This is a genomic window from Curtobacterium sp. 260 (assembly GCF_030803485.1).
Taxonomy (GTDB): Bacteria; Actinomycetota; Actinomycetes; order Actinomycetales; family Microbacteriaceae; genus Curtobacterium.
Window position 1 is genome coordinate 69,219 of sequence record NZ_JAURUY010000004.1, and the last position, 15,056, is coordinate 84,274.

Below are 15,056 nucleotides of genomic sequence, written 5' to 3' on the forward strand. Positions count from 1 at the left end.
GGGTCGGGGGCGGCTCGCGGCCACGCGGCGACGACGTGGTGCCACCGCGTGGCTGCGAGCCGTACGCTGCACTCGTGACGACGATCCGGACCGGTACCGACCTCGCGGCGGTCGAGGACGTCGTCGCGGGCATCGCCGCACACGGCGAGCGCTACCTGTCGCGGGTGTTCACCGACCGCGAGCGCGCCGACTGCGGTGACGACCCCGAGCGTCTGGCCGCCCGCTTCGCCGGCAAGGAGGCCGTGCTGAAGCTGCTGCGACCCGCGCCGGGCGACGCGGTCCCCCCGACGGACGTCGCGGTGGTGCTGGACGCCGCCGGCGCCCCGGTCGTCGAGCTCTCCGGACGCGCCGCCGAGCTCGCCACGGCGGTCGGCTGCGGACCGGTTGCGGTGTCGTTGTCACACGAACGGGGGCTGGCGCTGGCGACCGCCGTGGCGCTGTCCCGACGCTGACCGCCCCGGTCCCGCGTTCCTTGCGGCGCACGTGCGGGATCACGCACGTGCACGGCGGTTTTCCGGGCCCGCATGCTCCCTATCGTTGCTCGCATGCACCAGGACCCGACCTCCGCACCCGCCCCCGTCGCCCTCGCCGCGCCCGGCGCCGAGCAGGCCGTCCGACGGGCCCTCGCCGACCACGGACACCTCACCGTCGACGCGTCCGACATCGCCTCGATCGCCGACCTGTACGCGCTCGGCCTGACCTCGCACGCCACCGTGAACGTGATGCTCGCGGTGGAGAACGAGCTCGACGTGGAGTTCCCCGACGCCGTGCTGCACCGCTCGACCTTCGCCACGATCGAGTCGATCGCGGCCGCCGCGGAGGCAGCAGCGTGAGCACCCCCGTCCTGGACGACCCGTCGGTCCCCGTCGGCCCGGACACGACCGGAGCCACCACGCCCGTCGACCGCTTCGCCCTCCGCGCCGCACTCGTCGCCGAGGTCGCCGCCCGGCACGCGGACGAGGTCGACCGCGACGCCCGTCCGCCCCACGAGGCGATCGCGGCGATGAAGGAGCACGGCCTCCTGGCGGCCGCCGTCCCGACCGCACTCGGCGGCGAGGGAGCCACCCTCGCCGAGCTCTCGACGATCGCCACGGCCCTCGGGCGGGCGTGCGCCGCGACCGGGATGGTCTTCGCGATGCACCACGGACAGGCGATGGCGCTCTGGCGGCACGGCGGCGTCGGCCTCGGTGTCACCGCGATGACCGAGGCCGTCCTGGCCGGAGCGCTCGTGGCGTCCTCGACGACCGAGAAGGGCATCGGTGGCGACGCGCGCCGGAGCACCTGCGCCATCGAGGTCTCCAACGCTGGTCGCATCCACCTGCACAAGGAGGCGCCCGTCATCTCCTACGCGACCGAGGCCGACGCGGTGTTCGTCACCGCCCGTCGCGACCCCGACGCCGCGCCCTCGGACCAGCGTCTCGTCGTCTGCCTGCCCGAGGACACGACCCTCACGCAGACCTCGACCTGGGACACCCTCGGTCTCCGCGGCACCTGCAGCAACGGCTGGGTGCTCGACGCCGACACCCACGAGGACCGGGTGCTCCGCGACGACTACGCGACGATCTCGGCGCAGACGGTCCTGCCGGTCTCCCACGTGCTGTGGGCGTCGGTCTGGACCGGCATCGCCGCCGGCGCCGCCGAACGCGCCCGGCAGGCCGTGCGGAAGCAGGCGCGGGCCGCGGTCGGGACGACCCCGCCGGGAGCCCTCCGGCTCGCCGAGCTCCTGGTGGAGCTGCAGACCCTCGCGGACGCGGTCCGCCACGCCGCGGAGCGTTTCGACCGGTCCGCCGACGACGCGACGGTGCTCGGCTCCCCCGCGTACGCACTCGCCGCCAACGCCCTGAAGATCGCCGCATCGGAGCGGGTCGTCGACATCGTGACGACCGCGATGCGCATCGTCGGCATCGCCGGGTTCGCCGCGACGGGGCCGCTGAGCATCGCCCGACACCTCCGGGACGCCCACGGAGCCGCCGTGATGGTGAGCAACGACCGGCTCCTGCAGAACGACGCCGCACTTGCACTCATGAGCGGAGCACTCCTGTGACCATCACCGACCACACCACCACGTCCGACCTCGACGCCGCGCGCGCCGCACTGCGCGGACGTCTGCTCACCGACCGGGTCCTCGTCGACCTCGGCTCCCCCGGGCTCTACGGCCGCACCGGCGTCTTCGAGCGCGTGTACGGCGCGGTCGACGCCGCCGTCGTGCGGAGCCAGGCCGACCTCGACGCCGAGGTCCTGCGCTTCCCGCCGGTCGAGCCGCTCGCCGCGTTCGAGCGGACGGACTACATCGCGTCGTTCCCGGACCTCGCCGCGTCGATCTCCGGCTTCACCGGCGACGACCGGACGCACCGCGCACTGCTGGCCGCCCGGGGTCGCGGCGAGCGCTGGGAGTCGTTCCTCGAGCCCGCCGACCTCATGCTGACCCCGGCCGTCTGCCACCCGCTGTACGGGCTGATCGGCGACACGGTGCCGGTCGGCGGTCGGACGTTCGACATCGTCGGCGACTCGTTCCGCCGCGAGCCCTCGCTCGACCCGATGCGACTGCAGGCCTTCCACATGCACGAGTTCGTGCACGTCGGCACCCCCGAGTCGGCGAAGGCGCACCGCGACGGCCGCACCCCCGGCATGCGCGCCCTGCTCGAGTCCTTCGGCCTGGCGATCGACGTCGTCCCGGCGAACGACCCGTTCTTCGGTCGTGTCGGCCAGATGCTCGCCCGGAACCAGGTCGAGCAGTCGCTGAAGTACGAGTTCGTCACCCCCGTGTACGGCCCCGAGCACGAGGCGACGGCGATCTCGTCGGCGAACCTGCACGAGGACCACTTCGGCACGTCGTTCGGTCTCCGCACCGCCGACGGCGAGGTGGCCCACAGCGCCTGCACCGCGTTCGGCCTCGAGCGCATCACGATCGCCCTGTTCGCCGCGCACGGCACCGACCCGGACCGCTGGACGACCGACGTCCGCGCGGCCCTGGCGCTGTGACCACCCACCACGGCTGGTCGGGCTCGCCTGCGCTGCGCCTCGCCGTGCAGCTCCCGCCGACCGCACGCGCCGGCGTGGTCCTCTGCCCGCCGCTCGGGCAGGAGGGCGTCATCGCCTACCGCACGCTGCGGCTGCTGGCGGACGGCCTGGAGGCCCGTGGCGTGGCCTCGGTGCGCTACGACCCGTCCGGACGTGGCGACTCCGCGGACGACGGCGACCCCGACGCGCAGGTCCGGTCCGCTCGCGCCGCCGCGGCGGTGCTGCGCCGGTCGGGGGTCGAGCGCATCGCGTTCGTGGGTCTCGCCTCGGCAGCCCTGGTCGCAGCCGCCGCCGTCGGTGACGACGACGCCCTGGTCGTCTGGGACGCCCCGGCGTCCGGACGTGCCTGGCTGCGACGGCAGCGGGCGCTCGCGATCATCACGATCGGCCCCGACCGGATCGTGGACGGAGTCGAGTCGCTCGTGGGCATCGACCTCGGACCCGCCGAGACCGCCGTCGTCGGCGCCCTGGCGTACGCGCCCCGCTCCGCGACGACGGTCGCCGTCGTCCGCCCGGGTGCCGTCCCGCCGCGCGGACTCGGCCCGGTCGAGGTCCTCGAGGTGGACGGCACCGCCGAGCTCCTCGACGGCACGAGCATCGACGCCCGGATCCCGGCGGACGCCGTCGACGCCGTGGTCGGTCGGCTGGACGCCTGGGCACCCGCCACCGCTGCTCCGACGACCCCGCCCGCGCTCGACGAGGTGCTGGACGTCGACGACCGCGTGTCCGAGCGGGTGCTCCGCATCGGCCCGGACGGGCTCTTCGCCGTCGAGACCGTGTCCTCCGCCCAGGACGAGGACGCCCCGGTGGTGCTGCTCCACAACGGCGGCGCGGAGCACCGGACCGGCGCCGTCGACTACCAGGTCGCCCTCGCGCGGACGCTGGCCCGTGACGGCGCCCGCGTCGTGCGCGTCGACCGGCGGGGTACCGGGGAGAGCTCGGACGTGCGCGCCGACGAGGACGCCTTCCTGTTCGCGCAGGAGTGGGTCGACGACCAGCACGAGGTGGTCGCGGCGTTGCGGGTCCCCTCCGAGCGGCTCGCCATCGTCGGCATGTGCGCCGGTGCGTGGCTCGCCGGCCGCGCGGTCGACGAGCACCCGCGGCTCGTGGTGGAGATCAGTCCGAACGACTACCGCCGCACGCCCGCGGCTCCGGGCTCCTACGCCGGGTCCGCGCAGGCGGTGGCCGACGCGTCCCGGCTCCGTCGCGTGCTCCGCGCTCCCTACAACCGCCTCGTCCCGGCGCGGGTCCGCGACGCGATCGCCCGCCGCGGGGCGCTCGGCGGCGTCGTCGGCCACCTCGGCCCGATCGTCGAGCACGGCACGGACGTCGTCGTGGTCGCGGCGCCGGAGGACATCGAACGCTTCGAGCGGTACGGCGGACGTCGCGCCGTCCGCCGCTGGGGTGCGAAGGTCTCGGTCGTGGAGGTCCCGGACGGCGACCACGCGCTGTTCTCGCCGGCGATGCGACGCGCGGTGGTGACCGAGGTGCGGTCCCGCATCGCGGAGACGTTCCCCGCCGGGGCAGTGGCGGGCTGAGCAGGGCCGCGCTCGCACGGCCGCGCTGGGGGCGCGGCGCCGTCGGACGACCGCTGCGGAACGGCCCGGCCCGTCAGGCCGGTGCGGAGGTGAGTCCGAGGAACGCCGCCACGGCACCGGGGTGCTCGACGTGTGCGAAGTGCCCGCAGTCGTCGAGCACGGCCGTCCGGGCTCCCGGCACCAGGCCGCGCAGGTCGTCGAGGTCGGACACCCGGGCGAAGACGTCCCCGCCGCCGAGCACCGCAGCCACCGGGCAGCCGACCGACCGCCAGCGGTCGACGTCGTAGCCGGCGGCGTCCCGGGCGGCAGCCGTGAAGCGCTCGGGCCGGAACTCGTCGACGAAGGCGTCGAGGACACTCGGGTCCAGTCGACGGACGTGCGCGAACACGGGTGCGGCGACGAGCGGCAGGAGTCCGACCCGGGCGGTGCCACGGAGGATCGCCCTCGCCCGACGACCCGTCACGAGGAGCCCGGCCCGCAGCAGCGTGAACGCGGGGAGGGACGCGAGCGCACGCCAGGGTCGGCCGGAGGCCCGCACGGTCGCGGTCGTCGTGCCCGACACGAGCCCGAGCGACCCGACGCGCTCGGGAGCGACCACGGCGAGGTGGAGCGCGACGAACGCGCCCATCGAGTGCCCGACGACGTCGACCGGCCCCACGGCGAGGGCGTCGAGGACCTCCAGCAGCACGCGGACGCCGTCGTCCACGGTGAACGGCCCCGCGGGCGCCGGCGACGACCCCCACCCGGGCAGATCGACGAGCACGAGACCCCGCGCGCCGACACCACCGGCGGCGGCCAGCAACGGCGTCCAGGTCGTCCACGACCCCGCCACACCGTGGAGCAGCAGCACCGGGTCGGCTCCGGGGCGGTGGTGCACCACCACGGGCCCGCTGCCGGTCGGCACCGTGGTGCGTCGGAGCGACCACGCGGCGGCCGCGTCGGTCACCGGCCAGGGTGCGTAGGGGCTCGCGGGGACGGTCAGGCGACCGGGACCGGCGCGGTGCACGCGGCGAGACGGTCGAGCGCCTCGCGGTACTCGGCGACGTCGCGCTGCAGCCCGGGCTCGGTGATGATCGACGCCTTGATACGACCGTGCACGTCGATGACGAACGTCGCGCGGGTCGCGAAGCCCTTCTTGTCGAGGAACACGCCGTACTCCTTCGACACCGCGCCGTGCGGCCAGAAGTCGGCGAGCAGCTCGAAGTCGTAGCCGTGCGTCTCGGCGAACGAGCGGAGCGTGGCCTTCGAGTCGACGGAGATGCCGATCAGCTCGACCCGCTGGTCCTCGAACATCGCGATGTTGTCCTGCAGGGTGCAGAGCTCGTTCGTGCAGCCGGACGAGAACGCCAGCGGGAAGAAGACGAGGGCGACCGGGCGGACGCCACGGAAGTCGCTGAGGCGGACGTGCTCGCCGAACTGGTTCGGGAGCTCGAAGTCCGGCGCGAGGGAGCCGATCTCCAGGGCCATCGGTGCGCTGCTTCTTCCTCGGGCGTGGGGTGTGCCCGTGTCGCGTGCGCACGTGCGGGTCGTCCGTGCACGATCGGCAATCGTACGCCGACCGCACCAGGACGCAAGTACCACCTGCACGACACCATCAGCGAAGGCGTCGGTCGTGGGGCCTAAGGTGGTGTGGGCTCCGACCGGTCGTGACCCGACCATCGGTGGCCCCCATGTCCACCACCACGAGAACGAACGAGGTCAAGGGTGACGGTGAACGACCAGGACCCGCGCAGCACCGCAGGGACCGACCAGGACCCGGAGGAGACCGCAGAGTGGCGTGAGTCGCTCGACGGACTCGTCGCGACGCACGGCCACCAGCGGGCCCGCGAGATCATGCAGAGCCTGCTGAAGCGCTCGAACGAGCTGCACCTCGGCGTGCCGATGGTCCCGACGACCGACTACGTCAACACGATCGCGCCCGAGGACGAGCCCGAGTTCCCCGGTGACGAGGAACTCGAGCGCCGCTACCGCCGGTGGATCCGGTGGAACGCCGCGATCACGGTGCACCGCGCCCAGCGCCCCGGCGTCGCGGTCGGTGGGCACATCTCGACGTACGCGTCGAGCGCCGCGATGTACGAGGTCGGCTACAACCACTTCTTCCGCGCACAGGACCACCCCTCCGGCGGTGACCAGGTCTTCTTCCAGGGCCACGCCTCCCCAGGCATGTACGCCCGCGCCTACATGGAGGGCCGCCTCAGCGAGGACCAGCTCGACGGCTTCCGCCAGGAGAAGTCGCACGCGGGCGGTGGGCTGTCGTCCTACCCGCACCCGCGCCTCATGCCGCACTTCTGGCAGTTCCCGACCGTGTCGATGGGCATCGGCCCGATCAACGCGATCTACCAGGCCCAGCAGGCCAAGTACCTGTCCAACCGCGGCATCAAGGACGCCTCCGACCAGCAGGTCTGGGCGTTCCTCGGCGACGGCGAGATGGACGAGGTCGAGTCGCGCGGGCAGCTGCAGGTCGCGGCGAACGACGGGCTCGACAACCTGAACTTCGTCATCAACTGCAACCTCCAGCGCCTCGACGGACCCGTCCGCGGCAACGGCAAGATCATCCAGGAGCTCGAGGCGTTCTTCCGCGGCGCGGGCTGGAACGTCATCAAGGTCGTCTGGGGCCGCGAGTGGGACGACCTGCTCGCCCGCGACACCGAGGGCGCGCTCCTCAACCTGATGAACGCGACGCCGGACGGCGACTACCAGACCTACAAGGCCGAGAACGGCGCCTACGTCCGCGAGAACTTCTTCGGGCGCGACCCGAAGGCGCTCGAGCTCGTCGAGGGCTACACGGACGACCAGATCTGGAACCTCAAGCGCGGCGGGCACGACTACCGCAAGGTCTACGCCGCGTTCAAGGCCGCGACCGAGCACAAGGGCCAGCCGACGGTCATCCTGGCGAAGACGGTCAAGGGCTACGGCCTCGGCCCGAGCTTCGAGGGCCGCAACGCGACCCACCAGATGAAGAAGCTCACGCTCGACAACCTCAAGCAGTTCCGCGACGAGATGCGCATCCCGATCTCCGACGCGCAGCTCGACGAGGACCCCTACACCCCGCCGTACTACCACCCCGGTCACGACGACGAGGCGATCCAGTACATGCACGAGCGTCGCCGCGAGCTCGGTGGGTACGTGCCGGAGCGTCGGACGAAGTACACCCAGTTCACGCTGCCGGAGGAGTCGAAGTACCAGGTCGTGAAGAAGGGCTCCGGCAAGCAGGAGGTCGCCACGACGATGGCGTTCGCCCGCCTGCTGAAGGACCTGCTCCGCTCCCCGGACTTCGGCAACCGCGTGGTGCCGATCATCCCGGACGAGGCGCGCACGTTCGGCATGGACGCGTACTTCCCGACCGCGAAGATCTACAACCCGAACGGCCAGCACTACACGTCGGTCGACCGCGAGCTGCTCCTGGCCTACAAGGAGAGCCCGCAGGGCCAGATCATCCACGTCGGCATCAACGAGGCGGGCGCCCTCGCAGCATTCACCGCCGTCGGGTCCTCGTACTCGACGCAGGGCGAACCGCTCATCCCGGTCTACGTCTTCTACTCGCAGTTCGGGTTCCAGCGCACCGGCGACGCGATCTGGGCCGCCGGTGACCAGATGGTCCGCGGCTTCATGATCGGTGCCACCGCAGGGCGCACCACGCTGACCGGCGAGGGCCTGCAGCACGCCGACGGTCACTCGCCGCTCCTCGCGGCGACGAACCCGGCGGTCGTGTCCTACGACCCGGCCTACGGCTACGAGATCGGGCACATCGTCCGTTCCGGCCTCGAGCGCATGTACGGGACGAACGAGGACGGCTCGCCGTCCCACGACGACCCCAACGTCATGTACTACCTGACGGTCTACAACGAGCCGCTCGTGCAGCCCGCCGAGCCCGAGGGCGTCGACGTCGAGGGCATCGTCAAGGGCATGTACCTGCTCAAGCCGAGCGAGCACGACGGCCCGAAGGCCCAGCTGCTCGCGTCCGGCGTCGCGGTGCCGTGGATCCTCGAGGCGCAGCAGCTCCTCGCCGAGGACTGGGGCGTGTCCGCCGACGTCTGGAGCGTCACGAGCTGGGGCGAGCTCACCCGTGACGGCCTCGACGCCGAGCAGCAGGCGTTCCTCAACCCGAACGAGCAGCCGCGCACCCCGTACGTGACCGAGCGCCTGCTCGGCACCGAGGGGCCGGTCGTGGCGGTGAGCGACTTCATGCACGCCGTGCAGGAGCAGATCCGTCCGTTCGTCCCGACCGACTACGCGACGCTCGGTGCCGACGGCTTCGGCTTCTCGGACACCCGTCCGGCGGCACGCCGCTTCTTCCACATCGACGGCCCCTCGGTCGTCGTGCGGACGCTGCAGCAGCTCGCCAAGCAGGGCAAGGTCGACCACGCCCTCGTCCAGCAGGCGATCGACAAGTACCGCCTGCACGACGTGAACGCCGGTACCACCGGCAGCGCCGGCGGAGAGGCCTGATCCGCCGGTGAGCACCCCCCGCACCGACCCTGCCGTGAGCCAGGAGAGGGACCGCGAACGCGCGCTCTCCTGGCTCCGGCAGGTGTCGGGCGAACTCTCGACCGCGACCATCAAGCGGCTCGAGGACACCCTGCCCTGGTACAGCGAGATGCCGCCCGGACGCCGCTCCGCCGTCGGTCTCGTCGCCCAGGCGGGCATCACCTCGTTCATCTCCTGGCTCGAGGGCAGCGCGTCCACCCCGTGGATCGCCGCCGCCGACGTCTTCGGCTCGGCACCGCGCGAGCTCCTGCGCTCGGTGAGCCTGCAGCAGACCCTGCAGCTCATCCGCGTCGTCGTGACCGTCGTCGAGGAGCGCGCGAAGGACGACGAGATGCTGCAGGAGGCGATCCTGAAGTACTCGCGGGACATCGCCTTCGCCGCCGCCGACGTCTACGCCCGCGCAGCCGAGGCCCGCGGGCTGTGGGACGCCCGGCTCGAGGCCCTGGTCGTCGACTCCATCCTGTCGGGTGAGTACGACGACGAGCTGCCCTCACGGATCGCCGCCCTCGGGTGGCACGGCCACGGCGAGGTCGCGGTGCTCGTCGGCAACGCACCGAAGCAGCTCGAGGTCGACCAGATCCGCCGCACCGCCCGCCACATGGACGCCGACGTGCTCATCGGCGTGCAGGGCTCGCGGCTCGTGGTCGTCATCGGACGGGCCACCCCGCGGGACGACGTCCCCGAGGGTGAGGAGCCCGTCTCGTTCACGGCGATCGCGCAGGCCCTCGAACCGTCGTTCGGCGAGGGGCACCTCGTGCTCGGCAACGAGGTCCCCGGCGTGGTCGACGCGTCCACCAGCGCGAAGGGCGCCCTGGCCGGGTTCGCCGTGGCCCGTGCGTGGCGCGGCGCTCCCCGGCCGGCCCTGGCCGACGACCTGCTCCCGGAGCGTGCCCTGGCCGGCGACCCGCTCGCCCGGTCGGCGCTCGTGCAGCGGATCTACGTGCCGCTCAAGGACCAGTCGACCGAGCTCCTGCAGACGCTCTGGTGCTACCTCGACACCGGCCGGTCGCTCGAGGCGACGGCGCGCGAGCTGTTCGTGCACCCGAACACCGTGCGCTACCGGCTCCGCCGTGTCGCCGACGTCATCGGGTGGGACGCCACCCACGCGCGCGACGCCCTGATCGTGCAGTCGGCGCTCATCCTCGGCGCGATGTCCGAGTCGAACGCCGGTCGACGGCGCCTGCCGCCGCGTCGCTGACCCGACGGTAGGGATCACACAACGTCCCCGCCGGATCGCTGTCGGATGTCCACACGGGCCGACAGCGGTGCGACGACGAGGATTGACCGGTGATCGTCGTCGTCGCGCCCGGACAGGGCTCCCAGACCCCCGGCTTCCTCGCCCCCTGGCTCGAGGACTCCGCCGTCCGTGACCGCGTGGGAGCGTGGTCCGAGGCGATCGGCGTCGACCTCGCGCACCACGGCACCGAGTCCGACGCCGACACCATCAAGGACACCGCCCTCGCGCAGCCGCTCATCGTCGCCGCCGGCCTCGTGACCGCCGACGCCCTGCTCGCCGACGGCCGCCGTGCCCTGGTCGGCGGGGTCGCCGGGCACTCCGTCGGCGAGTTCACCGCCGCGGCCGTCGCCGGTGTCCTCGAGCCGACCGACGCCGTCTCCCTCGTCGCCGCACGCGGCCGGGCGATGGCGGACGCCGCCGCGCTCGAGCCGACATCGATGGCGGCCGTCCTCGGTGGCGACGCCGATGCGGTCGCCGAAGCGCTCACGCAGCACGGTCTCGTGCCCGCGAACCACAACGGCGGCGGGCAGACCGTCGTCGCCGGGCCCGCCGAGGGCATCGCCGCGCTGGCCGCCGACCCGCCCGCGCGGGCCAGGGTGATCCCGCTCGCGGTGGCCGGTGCGTTCCACACCCGTTTCATGGCACCCGCGGTCGAACGCGTCGCCCCCGCCGCCGCCGCGATCGCCACGCAGGACCCCACCCTGCCGATCTGGACCAACGCCGACGGCTCCCGCGTGGACGACGGGCGCCGCTTCGTCGACCTCGTGGTGCAGCAGATCGCGAACCCCGTGCACTGGGACGCCGTGATGGAGTCGTTCACCGCCGCCGGCGTCACCGGTGTCATCGAGCTCGCGCCGGCCGGGGCCCTCGTCGGTCTCGCCAAGCGCGGCATGCGCGGGACGCCCACCGTCGCCATCAAGACCCCCGAGGACCTGCCCGCCGCGATCGAGCTCCTGCAGCGCGACAGCGAGACCGCAGGCCAGGAAGCAGACGCAACCGCATGACCGACAGCACCACCCCGTCCACCGCAGCCGACGGGACGGCGGTGCCCAGCGCCTCCCGTCCGGTGCTGCAGCAGCGTCGCGGCCACGAGTTCACCCGCATCCTGGCGTTCGGTGCCGCGCGCGGCGAGAACGTCGTGCCGAACGACGACCTGGTCGGGCCCATCGACTCGTCCGACGAGTGGATCCGCCAGCGCACCGGCATCATCACCCGCAAGCGGGCCGGCGCCGACGTCGAGGCGGTCGACCTCGCCGAGGCCGCGGCGCGCGAGGCCATCCAGAAGGCCGGCATCGAGCCGTCGCAGATCGGCGTCGTCCTCGTCAGCACCGTGACGCACACCGTCGCCACCCCGTCGATGGCGTCCCTGCTCGCCGAGCGCATCGGCGCGACGCCCGCAGCCGCCTACGACGTGAGCGCCGCGTGCGCCGGCTACGCCTACGGCATCGCCCAGGCGGACTCCTTCATCAAGTCCGGCCTCGCCGACCACGTGCTCGTCGTCGGCGCCGAGAAGCTGAGCGACGTCGTCGACCCGACCGACCGGTCGATCTCGTTCCTGCTCGGCGACGGTGCGGGCGCGGCGGTCGTCGGCCCGAGCGACCAGCCGGGCATCGGCCCGTCGATCTGGGGCTCGGACGGCTCGAAGTGGGACGCGATCGGCATGACCGCGACCTACAACGAGTGGGCCGCGGGCGCACCCCGACCGACCATGCGGCAGGCCGGGCAGACGGTCTTCCGCTGGGCGGTCTGGGAGATGGTCAAGGTCGCGCGCCAGGCCATCGAGGCCGCCGGGGTCCGTCCGGAGGACCTCGCGGCCTTCGTGCCGCACCAGGCGAACATCCGGATCATCGACGAGTTCGCCAAGCAGCTCGGTCTGCCCGACACGGTGACGATCGCCCGCGACATCACCACGACCGGCAACACCTCCGCCGCGAGCATCCCGCTCGCCACGCACCGCCTGCTCGAGGAGCACCCGGACCTGTCGGGCGGCCTCGCCCTGCAGATCGGCTTCGGCGCCGGACTCGTGTTCGGCGCGCAGGTCGTCGTCCTCCCCTAGTCCCCCATCCCGGCTCGGCTCCGGGCACCCGTACCACTCGTGCCCTAGGCTGGTCCACGGTCAAACGACACCCCCCCCTCAAGGAGAACACCCATGGCCCTGTCCAACGAAGAAGTCCTCGCCGGCCTGGCCGAGCTGATCAACGACGAGACCGGCATCGCGACCGACACCGTCGCCGCCGACAAGTCGTTCACCGACGACCTCGACATCGACTCGATCTCGATGATGACCATCGTCGTGAACGCCGAGGAGAAGTTCGACGTGAAGATCCCGGACGAAGAGGTCAAGAACCTCAAGACCGTGGGCGACGCCGTCGACTACATCACCAAGGCCCAGGCCTGACGCGAGCTTCCTGAGCGCCGCGGCCGCGGACACACCGCGGTCCGCGGCGCTCGTCTCGTCCACCAGCGGGAGCGCGCCCACCGGCGCCGACCGAACGGACGGGCGTCCACCGGCGTCCGACCAGTCCACACGAAAGAACCCGTCGTTCCATGACCAAGAAGACCGTCGTCGTCACCGGGATCGGTGCGATCACACCCCTCGCCGCGACCGCCCCGGAGACCTGGGACGCGCTGCTCGCCGGCGGGTCCGGCATCACCCGCATCGAGGACGAGCGCTACTCGTCGCTCGAGATCCCCGTCGAGTTCGCCGGCCAGGCACGCCGCTTCCTCACGGACCAGCTCACGCGCCCGGAGACCAAGCGCCTCGACCCCTCGTCGCAGCTGTCGCTCGTCGCCGCTCGTGAGGCCTGGGCCGACGCCGGCATCGACCCCGAGAGCGTCGTCCCCGAGCGCCTCGTCGTCGACTGGGCGACCGGCATCGGCGGCGTCAACACGCTCCTCGACGCCTGGGACACCCTGCGCGAGAAGGGTCCGCGTCGCGTCATGCCGATGACGGTCCCGATGCTCATGGCGAACGGCCCCGCCGCCGCCATCGAGATGGAGTTCGGCGCGCGCGGCGGTGCCCGCACGTACCTCTCCGCCTGCGCCTCGTCCACCGAGTCGCTGGCCGAGGCCTACCGCCACATCGCCGACGGCGACGCCGACATCGTCATCACCGGTGGCGCCGAGGCCGCACTGCACCCGCTGCCCCTCGCCGCGTTCGCCGCGATGCAGGCACTCTCGCGACGGAACGACTCCCCCGAGACGGCCTCGCGTCCGTACGACGTCACGCGCGACGGCTTCGTGCTCGGCGACGGCGCCGCAGCGCTCATCCTCGAGTCGAAGGAGCACGCGGAGGCCCGCGGCGCGACGATCTACGCCGAGGTCGCCGGTGCCGGGATCACCTCGGACGCCTTCCACATCACCGCGCCGGACCCCGAGGGCAGCGCCGCCGCCCGCGCGGTCATCACGGCGCTCGAGCACGCCGACGCCGCCCGCGAGGACGTCGTCCACGTCAACGCCCACGCCACCTCGACCCCGGTCGGCGACGTGGCCGAGTACCACGCGATGCGCCGCGTCTTCGGCGACCACCTCGACAACGTGGTCGTCTCGGCCACCAAGGCGTCGACGGGGCACCTGCTCGGCGGTGCGGGTGCGATCGAGGCCGCGTTCACGGTCATGGCGCTGCACCAGCGCGTCGCGCCGCCGACGATCAACCTGACCGAGCAGGACCCGGAGATCGTGATGGACGTCGCGACCGCGCCGCGCGAGCTGCCCGCAGGTGACCTGCTCGCGGTGAGCAACTCGTTCGGGTTCGGCGGACACAACGCCGTGGTGGCGTTCCGCACGGCCTGATCCGGCGTCGCCGGCCCGTCGTCGGCATGGAGGCCCGTCCTGCGTTCGCAGGGCGGGCCTCCGTCCGTCACGGGCTGGGTCCGCCCGTCCATCGGCCGCCGGTGCCCGGGCCGTTCCGGTCCCACGACCTGCCGCTCATGTTCCGCGACGACGGCGTGTCCTGCGACCGGGACGTCCGCAGGCGGCACGTCGTGCGACCTGAATGAGGCCAGGGCACAGCTCCTCGACGACAGGCGTGCCGCACGCGGGGACGACGGACGCCGCCGACTCCGGAGGGAGCGGGCGGCGTCCGAGTGGTGCGGAGGGCGCGGGAGGGGTCAGCCGACGCGGTGCAGCCAGACGACGGGGTTGCCCTCGGCGGCGTGCCGGAAGGGCTCGAGCTCGTCGTCCCAGGCCTGCCCGAGGGCGAGACGGAGTTCGCGGTGGAGTTCGAGGGCGTTGCTGCCGGCGACCTCCATGGCGTAGCGCACACGGTCCTCGGGGACGACCATGTTGCCGGACACGTCGGTCTGCGCGAAGAAGACGCCGAGGTCGGGCGTGTGCATCCACCGCCCGCCGTCGGACTGCGCGGTCGGTTCCTCGGTGACCTCGTAGCGCAGGTGTTCCCACCCGCGCAGGGCAGAGGCGATCGCCGCACCGGTGCCGACCTGGCCCGTCCAGGTGAACTCCGTCCGGCGGGAGCCGTCGAGTGCGGGCTGGTCGAGCCACGAGAAGTTCACGGCACGGCTCATCGCGCGACCGGCTGCCCATTCGACGTGCGGGCAGAGCGCGCGTGGTGAGGAGTGCACGTACAGCACCCCTGTCGTCGTTCCGTTCACGATTCCTCCGCTTCGTCAGGTGCGACTTCCCCATCGACCTGTGGTGCGGAGTCCCGGTAGCGGAACCATCGGTATCAGATTGTGATGTCCCTGCGGACACGCCCATTATGCAGCGTCCGCGCTGGGAACGCCACACCCGGCGAGCAGACGGCACCGGCGGCG

Annotated in this window: 14 protein-coding genes; 11 read left to right on the forward strand and 3 right to left on the reverse strand. The window is 72.7% G+C overall.

Annotated features, from left to right (window positions below):
• Positions 1-74 precede the first annotated feature (74 nt).
• The 5 genes from J2X59_RS06740 (at position 75) to J2X59_RS06760 (ending at position 4,559) form a co-directional block, all read left to right on the forward strand.
• Positions 75-452 (forward strand): holo-ACP synthase, encoded by a 378-nt coding sequence (locus J2X59_RS06740; RefSeq protein WP_326496141.1) that lies wholly within the window; start codon positions 75-77, stop codon positions 450-452.
• Between the two features lie 93 nt (positions 453-545).
• Positions 546-833: an acyl carrier protein gene (locus J2X59_RS06745; RefSeq protein WP_209682965.1), complete on the forward strand. Its 288-nt coding sequence runs from the start codon at positions 546-548 to the stop codon at positions 831-833.
• A complete protein-coding gene (locus J2X59_RS06750) occupies positions 830-2,044 on the forward strand; it encodes an acyl-CoA dehydrogenase family protein (RefSeq protein WP_326496142.1) in 1,215 nt (404 codons plus the stop codon). The genes J2X59_RS06745 and J2X59_RS06750 overlap by 4 nt, the downstream gene beginning before the upstream one ends.
• Positions 2,041-2,982, forward strand: coding sequence for an amino acid--[acyl-carrier-protein] ligase (locus J2X59_RS06755; protein ID WP_326496143.1), 942 nt, complete (start codon positions 2,041-2,043; stop codon positions 2,980-2,982). The genes J2X59_RS06750 and J2X59_RS06755 overlap by 4 nt, the downstream gene beginning before the upstream one ends.
• The gene (locus J2X59_RS06760; RefSeq protein ID WP_326496144.1) at positions 2,979-4,559 is read left to right on the forward strand and encodes an alpha/beta hydrolase; all 1,581 of its coding nucleotides are present in this window, start codon (positions 2,979-2,981) and stop codon (positions 4,557-4,559) included. Before J2X59_RS06755 ends, J2X59_RS06760 begins: the two co-directional genes overlap by 4 nt.
• Positions 4,560-4,632: 73 nt before the next feature.
• On the opposite strand, the gene J2X59_RS06765 is transcribed toward J2X59_RS06760, so the two are convergent.
• Together J2X59_RS06765 and J2X59_RS06770 are read right to left on the reverse strand one after the other, a co-directional pair.
• Entirely contained in the window at positions 4,633-5,505 is an 873-nt protein-coding gene (locus J2X59_RS06765; protein WP_326496145.1) for an alpha/beta fold hydrolase, read from the reverse strand.
• Positions 5,506-5,537: 32 nt separating this feature from the next.
• Positions 5,538-6,026: a peroxiredoxin gene (locus J2X59_RS06770; protein ID WP_066653934.1), complete on the reverse strand. Its 489-nt coding sequence runs from the start codon at positions 6,024-6,026 to the stop codon at positions 5,538-5,540.
• Positions 6,027-6,263: 237 nt separating this feature from the next.
• On the opposite strand from J2X59_RS06770, the gene aceE reads away from it, so the two are divergent.
• From aceE to J2X59_RS06800, 6 genes are all read left to right on the forward strand, one after another.
• Positions 6,264-9,008 carry a pyruvate dehydrogenase (acetyl-transferring), homodimeric type gene (gene aceE / locus J2X59_RS06775; protein ID WP_326496146.1) on the forward strand — a complete coding sequence of 915 codons (2,745 nt, stop codon included), beginning with the start codon at positions 6,264-6,266 and terminating at the stop codon, positions 9,006-9,008.
• Positions 9,009-9,042: 34 nt separating this feature from the next.
• Positions 9,043-10,245 carry a PucR family transcriptional regulator gene (locus tag J2X59_RS06780; protein WP_326496147.1) on the forward strand — a complete coding sequence of 401 codons (1,203 nt, stop codon included), beginning with the start codon at positions 9,043-9,045 and terminating at the stop codon, positions 10,243-10,245.
• 89 nt (positions 10,246-10,334) lie between these two features.
• A complete protein-coding gene (locus J2X59_RS06785) occupies positions 10,335-11,288 on the forward strand; it encodes an ACP S-malonyltransferase (protein WP_326496148.1) in 954 nt (317 codons plus the stop codon).
• A complete protein-coding gene (locus J2X59_RS06790; protein ID WP_289473378.1) occupies positions 11,285-12,340 on the forward strand; it encodes a beta-ketoacyl-ACP synthase III in 1,056 nt (351 codons plus the stop codon). Before J2X59_RS06785 ends, J2X59_RS06790 begins: the two co-directional genes overlap by 4 nt.
• A 93-nt stretch (positions 12,341-12,433) precedes the next feature.
• Positions 12,434-12,682, forward strand: a complete 249-nt coding sequence (locus tag J2X59_RS06795) for an acyl carrier protein (RefSeq protein WP_058729431.1) — start codon at positions 12,434-12,436, stop codon at positions 12,680-12,682.
• Between the two features lie 149 nt (positions 12,683-12,831).
• The gene (locus J2X59_RS06800) at positions 12,832-14,076 is read left to right on the forward strand and encodes a beta-ketoacyl-[acyl-carrier-protein] synthase family protein (RefSeq protein ID WP_326496149.1); all 1,245 of its coding nucleotides are present in this window, start codon (positions 12,832-12,834) and stop codon (positions 14,074-14,076) included.
• Between the two features lie 317 nt (positions 14,077-14,393).
• Here J2X59_RS06800 and J2X59_RS06805 read toward each other — a convergent pair whose 3' ends face one another.
• The gene (locus tag J2X59_RS06805) at positions 14,394-14,873 is read right to left on the reverse strand and encodes a DUF3145 domain-containing protein (protein WP_081984811.1); all 480 of its coding nucleotides are present in this window, start codon (positions 14,871-14,873) and stop codon (positions 14,394-14,396) included.
• Positions 14,874-15,056: the final 183 nt, after the last annotated feature.